This window comes from Gluconobacter sp. NFX36 (assembly GCF_049887835.1).
GTDB classification, from domain to species: domain Bacteria; phylum Pseudomonadota; class Alphaproteobacteria; order Acetobacterales; family Acetobacteraceae; genus Gluconobacter; species Gluconobacter japonicus_A.
In genome coordinates, this window is record NZ_JAGEKJ010000004.1 from 258091 (window position 1) to 276048 (window position 17958).

20 protein-coding genes and 1 other RNA gene are annotated in these 17958 nt (G+C 56.3%); 10 read left to right on the forward strand and 11 right to left on the reverse strand.

The window, feature by feature from the left end; translation table 11 throughout:
* Window positions 1-21: 21 nt before the first annotated feature.
* Entirely contained in the window at window positions 22-2136 is a 2115-nt protein-coding gene (locus tag J4P41_RS06160) for an AsmA family protein (protein WP_426066433.1), read from the reverse strand.
* 109 nt (window positions 2137-2245) lie between these two features.
* Here J4P41_RS06160 and J4P41_RS06165 point away from each other — a divergent pair, with 109 nt between their 5' ends.
* Window positions 2246-2776 carry a biliverdin-producing heme oxygenase gene (locus tag J4P41_RS06165; RefSeq protein WP_426066434.1) on the forward strand — a complete coding sequence of 177 codons (531 nt, stop codon included), beginning with the start codon at window positions 2246-2248 and terminating at the stop codon, window positions 2774-2776.
* Here the strand turns inward: J4P41_RS06165 and J4P41_RS06170 are convergent.
* The 7 genes from J4P41_RS06170 to efp form a co-directional block, all read right to left on the reverse strand.
* Window positions 2766-4175, reverse strand: a complete 1410-nt coding sequence (locus J4P41_RS06170) for a glycosyltransferase family 2 protein (protein WP_426066435.1) — start codon at window positions 4173-4175, stop codon at window positions 2766-2768. The two genes, J4P41_RS06165 and J4P41_RS06170, sit on opposite strands and share 11 nt — an antisense overlap.
* A 9-nt stretch (window positions 4176-4184) precedes the next feature.
* Window positions 4185-5987 carry a translation elongation factor 4 gene (lepA, locus tag J4P41_RS06175; RefSeq protein WP_007282870.1) on the reverse strand — a complete coding sequence of 601 codons (1803 nt, stop codon included), beginning with the start codon at window positions 5985-5987 and terminating at the stop codon, window positions 4185-4187.
* A gap of 84 nt (window positions 5988-6071) precedes the next feature.
* Window positions 6072-7073, reverse strand: coding sequence for a peptidoglycan -binding protein (locus J4P41_RS06180; protein WP_426066436.1), 1002 nt, complete (start codon window positions 7071-7073; stop codon window positions 6072-6074).
* 3 nt (window positions 7074-7076) lie between these two features.
* Window positions 7077-8225, reverse strand: coding sequence for a flagellar motor protein MotA (locus J4P41_RS06185; protein WP_426066437.1), 1149 nt, complete (start codon window positions 8223-8225; stop codon window positions 7077-7079).
* A 17-nt stretch (window positions 8226-8242) separates the two neighbouring features.
* Window positions 8243-8989: an OmpA family protein gene (locus J4P41_RS06190; protein ID WP_426066438.1), complete on the reverse strand. Its 747-nt coding sequence runs from the start codon at window positions 8987-8989 to the stop codon at window positions 8243-8245.
* Window positions 8990-9048: 59 nt separating this feature from the next.
* On the reverse strand, window positions 9049-9876 hold the full coding sequence (locus J4P41_RS06195) for an inositol monophosphatase family protein (RefSeq protein WP_010501880.1): 828 nt from the start codon (window positions 9874-9876) through the stop codon (window positions 9049-9051).
* Window positions 9877-9878: 2 nt separating this feature from the next.
* Complete coding sequence (gene efp / locus J4P41_RS06200) at window positions 9879-10445, reverse strand: elongation factor P (RefSeq protein ID WP_023942929.1); 567 nt, start codon at window positions 10443-10445, stop codon at window positions 9879-9881.
* Between the two features lie 215 nt (window positions 10446-10660).
* On the opposite strand from efp, the gene J4P41_RS06205 reads away from it, so the two are divergent.
* The gene (locus tag J4P41_RS06205; RefSeq protein ID WP_010501876.1) at window positions 10661-10975 is read left to right on the forward strand and encodes a carboxymuconolactone decarboxylase family protein; all 315 of its coding nucleotides are present in this window, start codon (window positions 10661-10663) and stop codon (window positions 10973-10975) included.
* Window positions 10976-11024: 49 nt separating this feature from the next.
* On the opposite strand, the gene J4P41_RS06210 is transcribed toward J4P41_RS06205, so the two are convergent.
* Window positions 11025-12071, reverse strand: a complete 1047-nt coding sequence (locus tag J4P41_RS06210; RefSeq protein WP_426066439.1) for a lysine-2,3-aminomutase-like protein — start codon at window positions 12069-12071, stop codon at window positions 11025-11027.
* A 51-nt stretch (window positions 12072-12122) separates the two neighbouring features.
* Between J4P41_RS06210 and epmA the strand changes: the two genes are divergently transcribed.
* The 3 genes from epmA to J4P41_RS06225 all read left to right on the forward strand — a co-directional run bounded on the left by epmA (window position 12123) and on the right by J4P41_RS06225 (window position 14436).
* Window positions 12123-13118 (forward strand): EF-P lysine aminoacylase EpmA, encoded by a 996-nt coding sequence (epmA, locus tag J4P41_RS06215; RefSeq protein WP_426066440.1) that lies wholly within the window; start codon window positions 12123-12125, stop codon window positions 13116-13118.
* A gap of 107 nt (window positions 13119-13225) precedes the next feature.
* Window positions 13226-13648 carry a hypothetical protein gene (locus tag J4P41_RS06220; protein ID WP_034880449.1) on the forward strand — a complete coding sequence of 141 codons (423 nt, stop codon included), beginning with the start codon at window positions 13226-13228 and terminating at the stop codon, window positions 13646-13648.
* A gap of 119 nt (window positions 13649-13767) precedes the next feature.
* Window positions 13768-14436 (forward strand): fasciclin domain-containing protein, encoded by a 669-nt coding sequence (locus tag J4P41_RS06225; protein WP_426066441.1) that lies wholly within the window; start codon window positions 13768-13770, stop codon window positions 14434-14436.
* 18 nt (window positions 14437-14454) lie between these two features.
* On the opposite strand, the gene J4P41_RS06230 is transcribed toward J4P41_RS06225, so the two are convergent.
* On the reverse strand, window positions 14455-15033 hold the full coding sequence (locus J4P41_RS06230; RefSeq protein ID WP_426066442.1) for a thiamine phosphate synthase: 579 nt from the start codon (window positions 15031-15033) through the stop codon (window positions 14455-14457).
* A gap of 32 nt (window positions 15034-15065) precedes the next feature.
* Window positions 15066-15356, reverse strand: coding sequence for a hypothetical protein (locus tag J4P41_RS06235; RefSeq protein WP_426066443.1), 291 nt, complete (start codon window positions 15354-15356; stop codon window positions 15066-15068).
* Window positions 15357-15482: 126 nt separating this feature from the next.
* On the opposite strand from J4P41_RS06235, the gene J4P41_RS06240 reads away from it, so the two are divergent.
* From J4P41_RS06240 to J4P41_RS06260, 5 genes are all read left to right on the forward strand, one after another.
* On the forward strand, window positions 15483-15728 hold the full coding sequence (locus J4P41_RS06240; RefSeq protein WP_010501865.1) for a hypothetical protein: 246 nt from the start codon (window positions 15483-15485) through the stop codon (window positions 15726-15728).
* Between the two features lie 3 nt (window positions 15729-15731).
* A complete protein-coding gene (locus J4P41_RS06245) occupies window positions 15732-16076 on the forward strand; it encodes a cell division protein ZapA (protein WP_426066444.1) in 345 nt (114 codons plus the stop codon).
* 48 nt (window positions 16077-16124) lie between these two features.
* Window positions 16125-16281, forward strand: a non-coding RNA gene (gene ssrS, locus J4P41_RS06250) — 6S RNA.
* Complete coding sequence (locus J4P41_RS06255) at window positions 16268-16849, forward strand: 5-formyltetrahydrofolate cyclo-ligase (RefSeq protein WP_426066445.1); 582 nt, start codon at window positions 16268-16270, stop codon at window positions 16847-16849. The genes ssrS and J4P41_RS06255 overlap by 14 nt, the downstream gene beginning before the upstream one ends.
* A gap of 3 nt (window positions 16850-16852) precedes the next feature.
* Window positions 16853-17668 (forward strand): TIGR00282 family metallophosphoesterase, encoded by an 816-nt coding sequence (locus tag J4P41_RS06260; RefSeq protein ID WP_010501862.1) that lies wholly within the window; start codon window positions 16853-16855, stop codon window positions 17666-17668.
* Window positions 17669-17958 lie beyond the last annotated feature (290 nt).

The following is a 17958-nucleotide window of genomic DNA, read 5'->3' on the forward strand; positions in this document are numbered from 1 at the left end:
CCATGGGGCTTTGATGTTTTTTCATTTCGGCTTCGATTTTTGTGCCCATGCTTTGCGTACCTGAGACGGTGTCAGGTGTTTTGTAGGCTTGCCTGTTCCGCTCTGTTTTTCAGAATGCGGCACGCTGCTGGCTCCTGCGCCTGTGGTGCCACCTGGTGCAATTCCAGAAGCCGGATTTGTGTTGGCTTCCTGAACTGCGCGCTCACACGCAGAGCCTTCTCCGACACCAAACTGGATCGTCGGAATCAAAGCTGCGGGCGGGAACAGGACGCCAAGTCCTACAGAGGCGGCAACCCGGCCAATCAGTTCTGCTCCAGGTAAAATATTGGGGCTGCTGAGAGGGCCCAAAATGTGAACCGCTCCAGGTAGAGAGAGGATCTGTGGATGGATGGCGCGCGTAGTAACGGCGTAATCCAGCGTGTCATTGTGAAAGTTGACTGTGCCAGTCCCGGTCGTACGGGTCGTTTCTGTTTGTAGCAGGAGGGACTTTGTTTTCAGGATACCGTTGTCCAGAGGCATGTCCGCCACGAGGCATTCCAGCTTGGATCGGTCCGGGATTCCAAGTGCGGAAAGAACGGCAGAGCCCAGTTTGAGGCCCAGAAGGTCGGGCAGAAGTGCCGTCACATCGCCCCCGCGATCCAGTACCAGCGTGGTTCCGCCATCGCCATTGGCAACCAGAGACGCGACGGAATTGCCGGTTGATGTAAGCGTGACATGTCCGCCAATTGTCCCTTCACCCTTGAAGGTGTCCGTAGCCTTCATGATTCGGGATAGGGGCAGACGGGACACATCCAGACGGAATTTCGTTCGGAACTGTTCGTTTTTAGTCGGTTGCAGCGTTGCTGTTGCACTGATTTTTCCCGAACCCGTCGCAAAGGACAGATGCTTCAGATCAATAGCACCATCTTTGACTGCAAATTCCGTATCGATGTTGTCCAGAGGCCAATCTTTGTTGCGGATATGATCACCGTGATAGGTGACATGCGCATTGACGGCATTCAGCTTGGGAACATTGATTTTCTGGTCAGGTAGAACGCTGCGGCTGGGTGGAGCAGTCTTTTTTGCTTCGCCTGTTTTGGCACCAACGAACCCTCCCAGATCGGCTAGATCAACCGAATGGGAATGGAGTGCTGCTTCGACGAATGGGGGCTTGAGATGCGGGTCGACGTTGATGTTGCCGCCGATATCGGACGAGCCCATCCTGCCTTCAAATTTCTGGAAACGAATGGCGCTCTCGGAGTAACCGAGATTACCCGTGATGCTGTAGGCAGGTGTATGCGGGATGGGTATGCCTGTCAGACCGTAGAGCAAAGACATGTCCGGTCCTGCAAAGTGAAGTGCTAGCTTCGTGCCCTTGAAGTGCAGAGGATCATCAACCGTACCTTTCAGAGTGGCATAGGTCGGACCATTCTCAATGCGCCCATCAATGGGGTAAGGCTCTGCGGGTTGTGTCAGGGAGAGCAGGGCGCCTCCAACGATATGACCATTAATTGGCGCCTGGGCGTAACGGCCCTTGAGATCCACAACAACATTACCCTTGGTGCCGTTCTGTGGTGGCGTTGTGTGAATCAAGACGTGCATGTCGGTCTTGAGTTGTGCGAGCGCCAGCCGGATATCGGCATTCTGAATATCAATTTCGCCAATGTCCGGTGAGGTCATGGGCTTTGATGGCGTTTGTGTTTCTGTCTTCTCCGTCGTATCGCCGAAGGTATAGTTGTTTTGGCCATTTGTTCGGGAAACGATATCGCCCTTTGGCGTATCCATTCGAATGACTGGAATAAAAAGCCCACGTCCCGTCAGATAGCGCCAGACATCTACTTTGACTGTCAGGGATTTCGCAGACGCGAAATCTGCCTTTTCCTTTTCGAACCCTTCGGGCTGGGAAATCTTCAGATCATCGACCGTAACGCTGGTTCTAAGCCCCGGCGACACATGGAGATGAGCAATGCTGACCGGCCGATGAAGCGCATCAGAGGCTTTGCGATTGATAAGAGGGACAAACCAGTCCCACTGCCAGATCATGATCAGAATGAGGATGCCAAGGGCGAGGACCCCGAAGACACCACCGGTCGTCTTAAGGGCTAAGTGCCGACTACGACTGGTTGATCCGGGGGACGAAGATGTTTCACTCACCATTGTAATTCCCCATCACGAAAAGTCTGGCAGGATTGAAAAGATGACTGCATTGGTATGAATACGATTTGCAGTCGGGCCAGTTTCGCTCGCAGGGAAAAGAGTACGGAAAATGCGTGAAGACGACCCTCTGACCAAATTGCGTGAAGTCAGCCGCACCATTCATGAGCAGGTCGACAAAGCCTATTCGGGATTCAGTCTGTCAGATGCTGCTTCCTACACGGCGTTTCTACAGGCGCACGGACGTGTTTTGCCGCAGGTTGAAGCCTGGTTGAAAACAATTATGAACCTTCCATCCTGGCGCGAACGGACGGAGTATCTCCGAAGCGACCTTGCTGAATTGGGGCATGATCTTCCGGAGTATCTGGATTGGCAGCCTCCTTCAGGAGCAGGGGCTCCACTCGGGGCTTTGTATGTTCTGGAAGGATCGCGGCTTGGCGGTAAAATGCTGGCTGCCCAGGTTGGTGAAGGTTTGCCGCACACCTATCTTTCGGCAGGGCACGAAAAAGGCGGGTGGCCAGCTTTCCTCCAAATTTTGAGAGAACGTCTTCAGGATGCTGACGACGGTTATCGTCAGTCAGTCATGGATGGCGTGACGTCAGCATTCGACCTTTTCCGGAGGGCCGCAACAGTCAGGGGGTAGGTGACGCGTATTTGGCGGGGCGAATGTTGCGGGGAACAAGGCCTGGAAATGCTTCAGACAGCCGCTCTGCTTCGTCGGGTGGAAGCATTGCAATGGCGCATCCCAAAGCGGTTGCGTCTGGAGTGGGCAATCTTTCAAGTCCTCGCAAAAGCGCGGCAAGAGTGTGTCCACCCTGACAGAGGACCGTGAGTGCGGTGATGCGACTGGAAAGCTCTGCAGAGGGCATCTGCTTGACGAGTGCTTGGCCGGGTATTGGAAGTGCCACGTCCTGACCCGTCAGAGGAGACATAATGAGACGTTTCTCGGAATCGAGTTTGAGGGGAACGATCGGGAGAAGGCATGGGGATTGTTCCACATCCAGACAGGATACGGAACAGAGGCGCTCTGTAATGAGATATGCCGGGTGAGGAGCGGGAGCGCTTGTTTCGATCATCAGCAGCAAACGGACATAGCGTGCAGCGTCAAGAGCCGTGGTCTCAAGTGTAACGAGGTTTTCAGTATCCAGATCCAATGCGAGTTGAGTTGTTTGCCCAAGCGCATAGAACTTGAAGTCAGGGAATGAGACGTCTTCGTGCTCAAAGAGAACTGAGGAATTCAATCCCAGTTTGGCAAATGCATCCTCATCATTGCGGACAATCATCTGCCGAAGCCGCCAGTAAAGATCCGTCAGACCAGCCTGAACAATGGAGGCAGCAAACTGGCGTGTTTGCCGAAGCCACCGTTGAGCAGATGTATCCAACACGTCATTTCGATTGAAATGGTTCCATGCATCTTCCGGCGTGACGCTCGAGTGACGGTTTAGAAAGCTACGCCGGTCGCCTGCTGCATAATGCAGAATGCGGGCGCGAGACCAGTTTGGTGCGAAGTTCAGGCGGGAGAGTGGATCTGGAACTGGTCCTTCATAGTCCTCTGCCCGTATAAATGTTCGGATCACACGATGGTCTGCTATTTCCAGCGGTGCGTGTCGAGTGAAAGCCTGAGTCGGTGCAAACGGAGAGGGCTCTTCATGCCCGTTGGACCCGAAAAGGCACCAATGAACAGGTTGAATATTGTCTGTTGCGGATGAGAGAAAATCTTCGAGAGAGGCGCTGGCCTCAAAGTGCAGATATTCGTCTGCAGCGAGAATCATCATCCAGTCAAAGGCGCTTCTACCGTCACGGAGCGCTTGCTCCTGAAACGCGTTCTGGCGGTCCAGGCGAGCAGGAATACTGACATCTGAGCGATGAAGACGAATATCGTGGAAAGAAGCTGCACTGGAAAGAATAGTCCATGTGCCGTCTGTAGAGTGGTCATCACAGATGATCAGTGTCGAAAAACCAATCGCTCTGTGATGACTGATCCACCAGCCAATGTTGTCGACCTCGTTATGGACGAACAGAACAGCGGCTGTTTTTAACATAAAGCAGAATCAATCCATTTTAAGTGCGGCAAGGAAGGCGCTTTGTGGAATTTCGACCTTACCAAACTGTCGCATCCGTTTCTTGCCTTCTTTCTGCTTGTCCAGCAGTTTGCGCTTACGGGAGATGTCTCCGCCATAGCACTTTGCGGTCACATCTTTGGACAAGGCACCAATGGTCTCACGGGCAATGACCTTGGAGCCAATGGCAGCCTGAATGGCGATCTTGAAGAGCTGCTTCGGGATCAGATCCTTGAGCTTGCCACAAATGGCGCGACCACGGGTTTCTGCAACCGTCCGATGCGCGACGAAAGCCAGTGCATCAACGGGCTCATGGTTCACGAGAATGGAGATGCGAACCAGATCGCTCTCCTCATAACCATCGACCTGATAATCAAATGACGCATAACCACGGGTGAGAGACTTCAGACGATCGTAAAAGTCGAACACCACTTCGTTCAGCGGCAGACGATAGACTGCCATGGCGCGATTGCCGACATAGGTGAGATCGACCTGAATACCGCGACGCTCCGAGCAGAGCGTGAGCACGGAACCCAGATACTCGTCCTGCACCATGATCGTGGCCTTGATCCAAGGCTCTTCAATGGTTTCAATCAGGGCCGGATCCGGCATGTCAGCCGGATTGTGGAGCTCTTCCTTCGTGCCGTTCGTCAGCGTCATGCGATAGACGACGGACGGCGCAGTGGCGATCAGATCCAGATTGAACTCGCGGGACAGACGCTCCTGAATGATTTCCAGATGCAGCAGTCCAAGGAACCCGCAACGGAATCCGAAACCAAGAGCCGCAGAGCTTTCTGCCTCGAAGTGGAACGATGCGTCATTCAGGCGCAGCTTGCCCAAGCTATCACGCAGCTTCTCAAAATCGTCCGCGTCAATCGGGAAAAGGCCACACCACACAACCGGGATGGAAGGCTTGAAGCCCGGAAGGGTCTTTTCTGCCGGCTTGCGATCAAGGGTAATGGTGTCACCAACGGCAACGTCCGCCACCGTTTTGATGGCAGCATTGATGAAGCCCATCTCGCCCGGACCAAGCTCATCCACATTCGTCATGCGTGGGAGGAACACACCGACCTGATCAACGTGATAGGTCGAGCCAGCCTGCATCATGCGAATACGGTCACCCCGCTTGACGGTACCGTTCATGACACGGATCAGGATGATGACGCCGAGATACGGGTCGTACCAGCTATCAACCAGCAGGGCCTGAAGAGGTGCATCGCGGTCACCCTTTGGCGCCGGCAGACGCTCGACGAGCGCTTCCAGTACGCCTTCGATATTAATGCCGGTCTTGGCGCTGATTTCCACGGCGTCATCGGCAGGAATGCCGATAACTTCTTCAATCTGTGCCCGGACGCGTTCCGGCTCTGCGGCTGGAAGGTCGATCTTGTTCAGGACGGGAACGATTTCGTGGTTGGCGTCGATAGCCTGATAGACGTTGGCCAGCGTCTGCGCTTCCACGCCCTGTGAGGCATCCACGACCAGCAGCGAGCCTTCACAGGCTGCCAGCGAGCGGCTGACTTCATAGGCGAAGTCGACATGGCCCGGGGTGTCCATGAGATTCAGCGTGTAAACCTTGCCATCCTTGGCCGGGTAGGTGAGGCGGACGGTCTGCGCCTTGATGGTGATGCCGCGCTCCTGCTCCAGCTCCATCGAATCGAGGACCTGGGCTTTCATCTCACGCTCGGTAAGTGCGCCACAGGCCTGAATCAGCCTGTCGGCAAGTGTGGACTTGCCATGGTCGATATGCGCGATGATCGAGAAATTGCGGATGAGGGAGAGCGGGGTGTCGGTCATGGCAGGTTACATACGGGATTCTGGCAGGAATGTCAGCAGACCTGCGGGGAAACCTGCCTTTTTCCAAAGGCAGGTCAAAAGGGATCAGCGATCCGTCAGACGGAACTCGATCCTGCGGTTGCGGGCGTATGCCGCTGGAGTGTTGGCTGCGTCAAGCGGCTGGTAGTCAGCAAAACCGGTCGCAGCCAGATGACGAGGGTCGATCCCTTCCGAGATCAGAAGCTTTACGACCGTAATAGCGCGCTCGGATGACAGTTCCCAGTTGCTTGGAAAAGCGCTGTGGATCGGCTGTTTGTCAGCATGGCCATCAATGCGCAGAATCCAAGGAATATCTTTCGGGATCGTGGAGGAAACCTGCTTGAATGTCTTGGCCAGCGTCGTGATTTCTTTTTTGCCTTCTGCCGTCAGATCAGCGCTCCCCTGAGGGAACAGAATTTCGGACTGGAAGACAAAACGGTCCCCGACGATATTCACACCCTTCTGGTTTTTTAGAACATCCCGCAGACGACCAAAAAACTCGGAGCGGAAACGCTTGAGCTGGTTTACCTTATCCGCCAAAGCGAGGTTCAGCTTGTTGCCGAGATCCTGAATCTGGGTGTCTTTGGCCGTTTCGTTCTTTTTCTCGATATCGAGAGCATTACTGATGGCCTGAAGCTGGCGCGTCAGTTCCTCAATCTGGGCCTGAAGATCCGAAATCTTGCTGTTCTGCTGTTGGCTTGCGCTATCAGCAGAAGCAAGGGCCTGATCCTTCGACTGGAGCTGACCGTTCAGAAGAGCCATTTGTCCGGCCAGGGCCTTCAGTTGGTCTTCGTTCTTCTGCTTGTCATTGGCCAGACTGGCGACGGTCGCATTCAGGGATTTGTTCTTGTCCTCCGTCATGGAGAGCATGTGCGACAGCTCGGCCAACTGCTTTTGCAAGTCATCCAGCGTATGCTCACGCCGCATCAGGGAGACGGACAGAAACTGCTGGCCCACAACAAAAACCAGCAGAACGAATGTCACGACCATCAGCAGCGTGGACAGGGCGTCCACATAGCCGGGCCACGCATCGAGGGCGTTATTGGGTCCGCGTCTGCGCCGGGCCATGGGTCAGTCCTGCCTGCTGGAAGTGCCAGTCGTGCTGCCAGACGCTGCTGCGATGGTCCGCGCCAGAACCCGAAGATCGTTGCGGATTTCGCCAACGGTCTGAGCACGGCCCTGATGCAGTTCTTCCACGAGGCGGGAAAGATGGCTTTCAATACGGAGCAATGGTGTGCCCTGCGAGCCAGGCTGACCTTCTTCGCCCAGCTGACGCAGGAGCGGCACGAGTGCTGCGTTGGTTTCTGCCGTCCGCGTCATGATCTGCTGGTTGGCTTTCAGCAGTTCAGTCATGCCGCGAAGGCGTTCCTGCAAACTGTCCAGAAGCTGTACCTCACGAACACGCCCTTCCTCACTGCGAGAAACCGCGTTCTGAAGCGTTTCCAGATTTTCAGCCGTCTGTTCAAGAAGCGCCTGAACATAAGCCGGAATAGGTGCGCCATCGCTGTCGATGCTCGTACCGCCACTCACGCGGGTCAGACCGGCGAGCCACTCTTCAAGCTCATTGAAGAACCGTGTCTGTGCCTGACCAGCAGTCAGATCCAGAAAACCGAGAACCAGTGCGCCAGCAAGGCCGAACATCGAGCCAGAGAATGCAGTGGACATGCCAGCCAGCGGACCAGCAAGACCCGTCTTGAGCTGATTGAACATCGCATCCAGATCGCCATTGCCCGCAGACATGCCGCCGATGACGGAGGCGATGGAACTAACGGTCAGCAGCAGGCCGTAGAACGTTCCCAGAAGACCAAGGAAAATCAGAAGCTGCGTCATGTAGCGCGAGATTTCGCGGCTCTCATCCAGGCGGGACGACAGACTGTCGAGCATCGCCTGTGTCGTCTGGGTGGAGAGCGTCAGGCGGTCCGTGCGACTGCGGGCAGCCAGCATGCTTGCCATGGGGGCAAGCAGTTTTGGCGGATTGGGGGTGCCCAGACCCGTCCGGGGCTGGCGAAGAAGCTCTACCCACTGGACTTCAGGCATGAGCCGCTGAACGACTCTCAGATTCCAGATGATACCCAGAATGAGAACGCCAAGAATGACAGCATCCAGTTTCGGATTAGCATTGAAGGCATTCAGGAGGGTCTTCGCCATCGACGCTGCAAGAAGTGCAACGACGACAATGAAGATACCCATACGCAGAAGGAAGGTGGTGGGACGGGTCACGGCGGGTCTTTCCTGGCTTATGGCGTGCCGCTTGCCGGGGTTGCGGATTCGGAAGGCTGGGGATTGCTCTCGGTCACAATGTCCAGGCGGTCAGCCGGACTTGCGTCGCCCTTGTCGGGGCGTCCCATGGCGCGCGGATAGAGGCGGGTGGTCGCGACGCCTGCCTTGATGAAAATGGAGCGTATTGCCAGCGCGCGTGCAAGGGAAATGCGACGTGGCATCGAAATGTCATCACCCGGTAACGTCGCATAGGCCGTCAGGATGATGCGTTTTTCGGGCTGATCCTTGAGGGTATTTGCGTAGGCCTCAACGGATTTCAGGCTGTCCTCGTTCAGATCAGAACTTTCCGGCGCAAACAGAACGCGCATTCCGCCGCCTTCAAGCGTTTCCGTACGGGTCTTCGCATCGGCAACCGGCTTGATGTCTGCGGGGGGCACGGGGGCGTGCGTCTGAATGGGAACGAACGGAGGGGGCAGCACAACAGGCGGCGGTGGTGTAGGCGGCACGCCCGGCACGCTTGCTTTTGCGGGTGCGGATGCCTTCACTGAAGAGGCAGGAGCAGTCGCGGCAGATGGTTTGGATGTCTGGGGAGCCGCCGCTGCGTGATGCGCGGGGCGGGGTGGGGTAGCCGGTTTTGCAACGGCGACCTGTTTGCCCTGAGGCAGATCATCCAGATTGCTGGAAACCTGAGCATGTGCCCCGGAGGGCTGAAGGCAGGCCAGAGCGGCCGCCACTGAGAGGGAGGTTAGGATCGGCCTGTACATATGGCGTGATCCTAACCGAGCGGTCCATCCTCCCGCAATGGGGCGGGAGCGACTTCTGCTTACTCCCGGTTCAGGGCTTCATGGACGATGGTGCGCAATGTGCCATGAAGCTGGGCGTTACCAGCGACAACATTAACGTCATCATCAAGGTCATGAAGTTCCTTGCCGTCCGGGTCGGTGGCATGGCCCCCGGCTTCACGTACGATCAGCAGGCCAGCGGCACAATCCCAAGGCTTGATCCCGAATTCCCAGTAGCCCTCGTAACGGCCAGCGGCGACCCATGCGAGATCGAGGGCGGCGGCGCCGAAGCGACGGATGCCCGCAACCTGCGGCATGAGTGCGCCCAGAACGCGGGCAAACGGGAGACGCTGGCTGCCCGGAACCTTCGCGAACGGGATGCCGGTCGCGAACACGGCTTCCTGCATGTTCCGGCGTGCGGAGACACGAAGGCGACGCTCGTTCACGAACGCACCGATGCCCTTCTCGGCCCAGAACATCTCGTTGGCGGCCGGGTTGTAAACCAGTCCACAGACCATTTCGACGCTTCCGTCAGGAAGGCGACGCTGGAGACCTATGGAAATGGCCCAGTGCGGAATGCCGTGCAGGAAGTTCGTCGTGCCATCCAGAGGGTCGACGATCCAGCGCCACGTCCAGTTATCCCCGCCCGAAGCGCCTGTTTCTTCCATGAGGAAGGCATAGCCTGGCCGTGCGCGGGCGAGTTCTTCGCGGATGATGGTTTCTGCACGCAGGTCGGCCTGGGACACGAAGTCTCCCGGACCCTTGATGCTGACCTGAAGCTGCTCGACCTCTGCAAAATCGCGGAGCAGACGGCGGGCTGCCTTCTGCGCTGCGTTCTGCATGACGGCCATGTGCGGGGAAAGACGCATGATCAGTCCTTGGCGCGCTCGACGTAAGACGCATCATCCGTACGGACAACGATGCGCTCGCCAGCTTCAATGAAAGGAGGAACCATCGTCTTGACGCCGTTGGACAGGACAGCAGGTTTGTAGGACGAGGAGGCCGTCTGGCCCTTCACGACCGGATCGGCTTCCGTGATTTCGAGCGTGACATGTGGCGGCAGTTCAACGCCAACCGGGTCGCCCTCAACCAGCTTCACGTTCAGGGGCATGTTGTCCTGAAGGAACGCGAACTGGTCACCGAAAATGTCCTGGGGCAGAATCAGCTGCTCAAAGGTTTCCGGGTCCATCAGGACGACGTTGTCACCGTCCATGTAGGAATAGGTGTAGTCCTTGTCTTCCGTCATCAGACGCTCGACGCTGTCAGCCGTTCTCCAGCGCTCGTTCGTCTTGTTGCCCGTGTTCAGGTCGCGCATTTCGACCTGAATGAAGGCGCCACCCTTACCCGGGGTGATGATCTGCTGCTTGAGAACCGTCCAGCGGCGACCATCATGCTCGATGACCTGGCCAGCGCGGATAAGGTTGGCTTGTTGCTTCATGGTGTGTCCTGACCCTGCAATGGTGGGGTTTTTATCACGTCTTGTGGGCTTCTAGCGCCGCAGGGGGGAGGTCGGCAAGGCGCAAGGCGGCTTCATTGAACGGAATGGCTCAGGAAAGTGTGAAGTGTTGCCCTCTTGGGGCACGTCCTGGACACGTTCATGGTACTGGCCGGACCCTGTCGTGCAGGCGGGGCATGCAACTGGAGGCTCCCTCTATGTACGACATGAAGAATCTTTCCCGTATTCCCCACCTGGAAGCCAATGCCAGCGAAGGCATGGACGCGTTCTGGAAGTTTGACCGTGCGGCTTTTGAAGACGGGGCTGTCAGCGCCTTGACCAAACAGCTTGCTGCAGTGGCCGTCGCTCTGACGACACAATGCCCTTACTGTATTGAACTGCATGGCAAGGCAGCACGGGATGCCGGGGCGACGGATGCCCAGCTTGCAGAAATCGCTCTCGTGGCTGCAGCAATTCGTGCGGGTGGAGCTGTCACACACGCCACGCATCTGTTTCCAAAGAGCGAAGGCTGAAAGTCTTGGACCGGACGGAGGTATATTCCGTCCGGTTCCGACACGCGTCTCATGTAAAGGACGCAATTTCTCCCTTCGGAGAGCGAACTTTCCCATCATTCCCGGTCACCAGATAGTCCGGCCCAAGCGGCACTTTTCCTTTGCCGCCCGGAATGTCTAGGACATACGTGGGCCAGGCCAGTCCGGTGACCCGCCCACGCAGACGGGCGAGCAGGGCCCGTCCTTCCTCAACGGGAACATGGAAATGACTGGTGCCGGGAGCTGCATCCAGGTGATGCAGGTAATAGGGTTTGACCCGTGCCGTCACCAACGCCCGAAGCAGCGCTTCAAGAGACTCTTCCGTATCATTCACGCCGCGCAGCAGAACGGACTGGGAGAGAACGGGTATAGCACGCCCCAGAATAGACCGAATGGCGGTGCGGGCTTCGGCGGTCATTTCCCGCGCATGATTGATGTGCGCGACGACCCACATGGCGCGATCCGTTTCCGTGGCGTCGAGCAGTTCCGGCGTGATGCGGGCAGGGTCGGCTACCGGAACGCGCGAGTGAATACGGATCGTCTCAATATGAGGAATGGCCGATAGCGACTGAACGATGTGTTGCAGTCGTCTGGGTGCCAGCATGAGCGGGTCGCCACCCGTCAGAATGATTTCGCGGATGGCTGGGTGGGTTCTGACCCAATCCAGGGCGTCCTCAAGCTCGGTGTCGCTGAGCAGTCCGCCATCGGGGCCAACATGCTCCCGCCGGAAACAGAAACGGCAATAAAGAGGGCAGATCAGCAGAGGCTTGAGGAGCGCACGATCTTCATAACGATGCACGATTCCCTTGATGGGAGAGAGTGCATCGTCTCCGATCGGATCAAGGGTTTCGTAAGGCTGCGTGGAGAGTTCTCGTGCATCTGGAATGACCTGCCGACCAATCGGATCGTCCGGTGCTTCGATCAGGGCCTGAAACGCAGGTGGGATCGCCGTTGCGAACTGACTGGCGACAGCATCCAGCGTGTTGCGCGCGGCTTCGGGGGCGAGGCCGGCCTGAATCAGATCGGACGGCGTACGCAGGACGCGTCGCTTCGGAGAGGTCTTGACCGTATCATGCATGTGGTGGCTCTAACGCTGGCTGGCCGTGTGTTGCAACAGGAACTCGCTTCGATGACCCATTCTTCCTCCGATCCGGACAGGATTGCCGAACGTCTCCCGCTTTTGCGCCGCCGGGCCCAGATGGTGCAGGCAACGCGGAAATTCTTCGATGAGCGGGGGTATCTGGACGTCGATACACCTTATGCGGTGCCAGTGCCTGGAGAAGAGGTTCATCTCCGGTGTTTTCGGACTGAACTGGAACACTCGGATGGCTCGCGTGAGGCGCGCTTCCTGCATACCAGTCCCGAATTTGCCATGAAGCGGATCATTGCAGCGACTGGCCTGCCCATTTTTCAGCTCGCGCGGGTCTGGAGGAATGGAGAAGCCAGCGCGACGCATGTTCCGGAATTTACCATGCTGGAATGGTATGCGCCGGGCGCTGACCTTGACGTGCTGATGGACGAAACCGAGGCTTTCGTACGCGCGCTTCTGCCCGATCAGGTTTACCGTGATGGTGTTCTGATTCCCGTGACGGAGCCCTTTGAGCGTCTGACGATGCAGGATGCTTTTGCGCGTTATGTGGGAGCAGATCTGTTGGGAACGGCAGGGGACGCTGACGCGCTTGCCGATCAGGCCGACGCCGTTCTGCGAGATGGGGAAAACTGGGAAGACCTGTTTTTCCGTCTTCTTCTTGAGCGTGTCGAGCCAGTGATCGGGCGTGAACGGCCGACTTTCCTGACGCACTGGCCTGCGGAACAGGCGGCTCTTGCGCGCAAAGACCCTTCGGATGCACGGGCGGCTTTACGGTTCGAGCTTTATATTGGTGGCATCGAACTGGCGAATGCGTTTGAGGAGCTGACGGACCCTGTGGAGCAGCGCCAGCGCTTTGAAGCAGATCGTCAGAAACGTCTGGAATTTTCGCCGGATCAGGACTGGCCGCTTGATGAAGCTTTTTTGACGGCCTTGCCAGATATGCCATCATGTTCCGGTATTGCACTGGGATTTGATCGGCTGGTTCTGCTTGCAACAGGGGCACCGAAAATCCGTGACATTTTGTGGTTAAGCTAACCGTTTTGAAACTTGCAGGAGTTTTAATCCGTTTCTGATACCAAACGGGCTAGAACATCGTGCTGAAGACTATATCTGCGCTGCTCATCCAGCCGGGGACAAAGAAAATGAAAAAGGCAAAACTGCTTTCCGTCGTTGCACTTCTGGCGCTGTCTGCCTGTGAGGTACCTACCCTCCAGCAGCGTCAGGTTCTCGACGGCATGGTTGGGAAAACGGAAGTAGATGTTGTGCGTCAGTTCGGCGTGCCGACCAGAAGCTACCAAACAGAGGGCCATTCCTTCCTCGCCTATATCGAGAACCAGACCCAGTATTCCGGCGGTGGTGGCGGCTGGGGCTGGGGAGGTTGGGGCGGTGGCTGGGGTGGACCCGGCTGGGGAGGCTGGGGCGGCGGTTGGGGCGGACCCGGCGGCTGGGGTGGTGGTTGGGGTGGCGGTTTCCCCTCCACCTATTACAGCACCAGTTGTCAGACGACTTTTGAACTCGTCACCGGCCATGTCGTGGGATGGACCATGCGCGGCGATGGGTGCTGAAATCGTTTTCCTGGTCTATGGTCACATCCTCTTTAGTAAGACGGTGTGACCAAGATATGCAGGTGCGATTCGGGTTTCCTTCTTTCTCCCATGACGAGTCCAGAACTTCGGCTCCGAAGGTGGTAGGAAGTCTTCTGCTGGGGCTTGCGCTCGCTGGCTGTCATGGGACGGACTGGTCGCACAATTATCAGGACAGCTTCGAGACGCCCGCCAGTACGTCCATGTCTTATATGCCCGATACTGTCGCGAAGGCGTTTGTCGAGCCGAAAAACAACGAACCCAACACGCCAGTCGCCTATCATCGGCCCTCAACGCCGTCGTATGATGACCGTCCTCTGGACGAGAACATTGGCGTTTCCGTCGAACTGGCAAATTATATGGCTGGCCTCAGGGCTACCGGATTGGTCCCATGGATTACGGGACCGGGCCCAATTACAGTTTTCGCTATTCCCAACGCAGCCATGGAAAAACTTTCCAGCCGTTGGCCGGGAGGCCTTATGGCTCCTGCCATGCGCGGACAACTCACCCATATTCTGGGATATACGATTGTTTCGGGTCGCTGGGATGAGAAGACTATCCGTAAGACTATTGCTCGCCGCCATGGGCAGGGGATCGGTCTGAAAACGCTTTATGGGGATATTCTGAGCGTTCACATCGAACCACAGACCGGCGCTATTCTGCTGAATAACCCTGCAGGACAGACAACGCGTTTATGGGGGCAGTCTTTCCCGCAATCAAACGGTGTTCTGTATTTTACACAGGATGCCCTGATCCCTGTTTCCCGCTGAAGAAACAGGGAGGATCGATCAACCCTGAAGTCTGGCGAGAAGGCTGGAGAACAGCGTCTCGTTAGTTCCATCAAGTTTGAGCGGTATTGCAAGAAAATCTGCTGAAGCTGTTGTTGCAGTGGCGGCTTCGTCAACTGTTTGAATATTTTCTGCCACGGCAGGGAGTTCCATGACAGACGTCCACCACCGGATCATGTCTGCGTGCTCCACAGCGAAGGCAATGTAATCGGCCCCGCTTTCTCCGGCCAGCATGGCTTCATCGCGGCTCTGGCACAGGCATCCAATCTGGATATCGTCGCCAGCAAGCTTGCGAAGGTTTGGCAGGCTGTCTGCTGAAGGCGCATGCAACCCGTCCGCAACTTTCAGAAGGTCAGCGGAAAGAGCTGAAAACCCGTCCGGTACATCAAGCATCAAGGCAACATCATTGTCATGCAGAAGTGCCAACACTCTTGAAAACTGCGCTTTGTCCAGCGTGTGCTTTATCGGAAAGCGCAGGGCGGTGACTTCTGAATGCGCCAGAAGCGCAGGCAGAATGTCAAAGAGGGCGTCTGCCTCAAAGCTGGCTGGCAGAACAGGGTACAGGTCGCAGGGTATCATAGGGTGAGTGTCGCAGATTCAGGAGGTTCAGGCTAGCGGGGCCAAGGTGTAGCTTGTGGTCTGGCCGTAAGAATACGTCGTCTATGGAGTTCGTCCGAAGAGAGGGCTGTCAATTGCCGGGGTGAGGCCTTGCAGACGACCCATCCGATTCCAGCAAGAAGTGCAATGCGAGCGAGCGCTGCCGATGCCCCGCAATCCAGAATGGATGCTGAACGCTCGTCTCCAACAACCTGTAACCACCAGGGGACTCCGAAACTATTGCCGGCTCCCATCGGGGACATTGCGAGGAACGGGAAAGGATGGCGTATCTTCAGGTCTGTCATGTCACCATGGCAGGAAATGACAAAGACCGGCTTCATCAAAGGCTGAGAGGTGCTTGACCTGATGAGGGGTTCAGGTCTTTCCTGAGAGGGTAGACCAGTGGAACAGGTGTCGGTCATTTCATCGGCATGTCATGGCAGGAACGGGAAGAGCGCGTTTTGAGCGAGCAGGCAGGATATCTGCAGGACGATAAGACTATTGATCGTCTTGAGGAAGCAATGGCGCGGATTTCCAGTGCAATGGAACAGCAGGCCCGAGCCCGTGAAGAGCGTGAGCGTGAAGCCCGTTCTGCTCCTGATCTTCCTGAAATTGCTGCAAACATCGACGCACTCTGTGTTCGTATCCGCGGTATTCTTGAGCGGAAAGGGGAATAACACATGGCGCAGGTCTCCATCCGTCTGAACGGATATGTTTACAGTGTCGGCTGTCAGGATGGTGAAGAACATCATCTTTATGCAATGGCACGCCAGGTCGAAAACTGGTTGCAACGCGCCCGGACGCTGGGTGGTGCCGCTAGTGAATCCAAGACGCTCATGATGGCGGCGTTGCTCATGGCGGATGAAATCTTCGAGCTCAAGCACCGTCCTCTGCCAGATGATATGCTGGCAACGGTTGAAGAAGCGAAGGCTGCTCTTCGTATTGCTGAAGCCCGTCAGGAACGTCTGGCTCAACTGGCGCAGCGGGCTGAGGAGCTTGCGGGCGTCCTCGAAACTTCCGAGTGATTTTTGCGATTGCCGTTGAATATATTCCGGCACTGTCTAATATGTAATTCGGAGCTGCCTGGTGCGTCAGGCAAATCAACCCCCGGGCCGATAAGCATTCCTACGGGAACTGGCTCTGTCGTGGCCCTGGTCACGTTAACCGGTGCCCACCTGCACTTGCAGGTCTAGGAGGGCTGAAAAGACCAACGGCTTTGGCGGCTCCACAGATTTCCGAAATCGATCTTCAGAAGAAAGAACTCCGTCGGCAGATGGCCGAACGGAGGAATGCTGCGTCCAGAGACATGGAAGCAGTGCTTCTGCATCGCCTGCATAACGTCATAGAAGCGCAGAGTGCTTCCGTTATCGCGGCTGTCTGGCCTTTGCCGGGAGAAATCGACCTTAGGCCCCTTTGCTTTCAACTTCTGAAAGCAGGGCGCCGGATAGGGCTCCCGGAAACGCCCCCAAAAGGACATCCGCTCCTCTTTCACGAATGGAAAGAGGGCATTCCTATGTGTGAGGGCCGATTTGGGACGTCTTATCCGGACGGCCCGGAGGTCATTCCTGACCTTGTTCTGGTTCCATTTTTGGCATTTGACCGAGATGGTTACCGGCTGGGCTATGGAGGCGGTTACTACGACCGTACTCTTGCCAAGTTGAAGGTACCCGCAATTGGCTACGGGTTTTCCATTCAGGAAATGGAAGCCCTTCCAGCGGGACCATACGATATTCCACTGTCTGTCATCGTCACCGAGAAAGAGACGATTGAGACAGGTTTCCATAACTCGAAAGGCTGACTGTTGAGATTTCTGTTTCTGGGTGACGTTGTAGGTCGTAGCGGACGTGAGGCGATTACCCGCAATTTGCCGGAGTGGCGCAAAAAGTTGGCTCTGGATCTTGTGGTCGTGAATGGCGAGAACGCTTCACACGGTTATGGTCTGTCCCCGGATATCGCGAGAAGTCTCATGTCTGCCGGTGTGGATGTCATCACACTGGGGAACCATGCCTGGGATCGCCGGGACATGATCGGGCACATCAATCAGATGCCCAACATTGTTCGGCCTATTAACTATCCCGCCGGTACGCCGGGGCAGGGGAGCTACATTATTGATCTTGAACGGGGACGCCGTGCGCTCGTCATCAATGTGATGGGGCGCATCTTCATGGATCCGCTGGATGACCCGTTTCGCGTTGTGAGTGAACTCCTCTCACGACATCGGCTCGGTATGACCGTGAATGCGATCATCATTGATATCCATGCAGAAGCCACCAGCGAGAAAATGGGCTTCGGTCAGTATTTTGACGGTCGGGTGTCTCTTGTTGTCGGGACGCACACACATGTTCCAACGGCGGATCACCGTATTCTGCCAAAAGGTACTGCCTATCAGACCGATGCCGGAATGTGCGGTGACTACGACAGCGTGATCGGGATGGGAAAAGAAGCGGCTCTCCATAAGTTGGTCCGGAAAATCCCTGGGGAGCGCCCGCAGCCAGCGGAAGGGGAGGCGACAGTCTGTGGTCTTCTGGTGGAAACAAATGATGCCACTGGTCTGGCTACAAAGGTGGCCCCCCTGAGAATGGGAGGTCATCTGGCGCCTAACTGGCCGGATTTTTGAGCGGGGAGAAAGATTTTTAAGAAAAAATGCAGGAAAAGGAAGTTTTTTCAGGGCTCTAAAAAGGTGGAAAGTGTGGATTTCTCGTTTTTTCTCCTGTTTTTCGCCGTATATTCTGTGGATAACCTTGATATGACAAGTGTTTGACAGTGTTGGTTGGTCCCCGTATAAGCCCGTTCACCGACGCGGCGGGGCCTTCTTCGAGGGTCTGGCCGGGACGGTTAGAGACTGTGATCTTTGAAAATTGAATATGGAATTGGAAGGGATATGTTGGCGGCGTTTTGGTGCTGCTG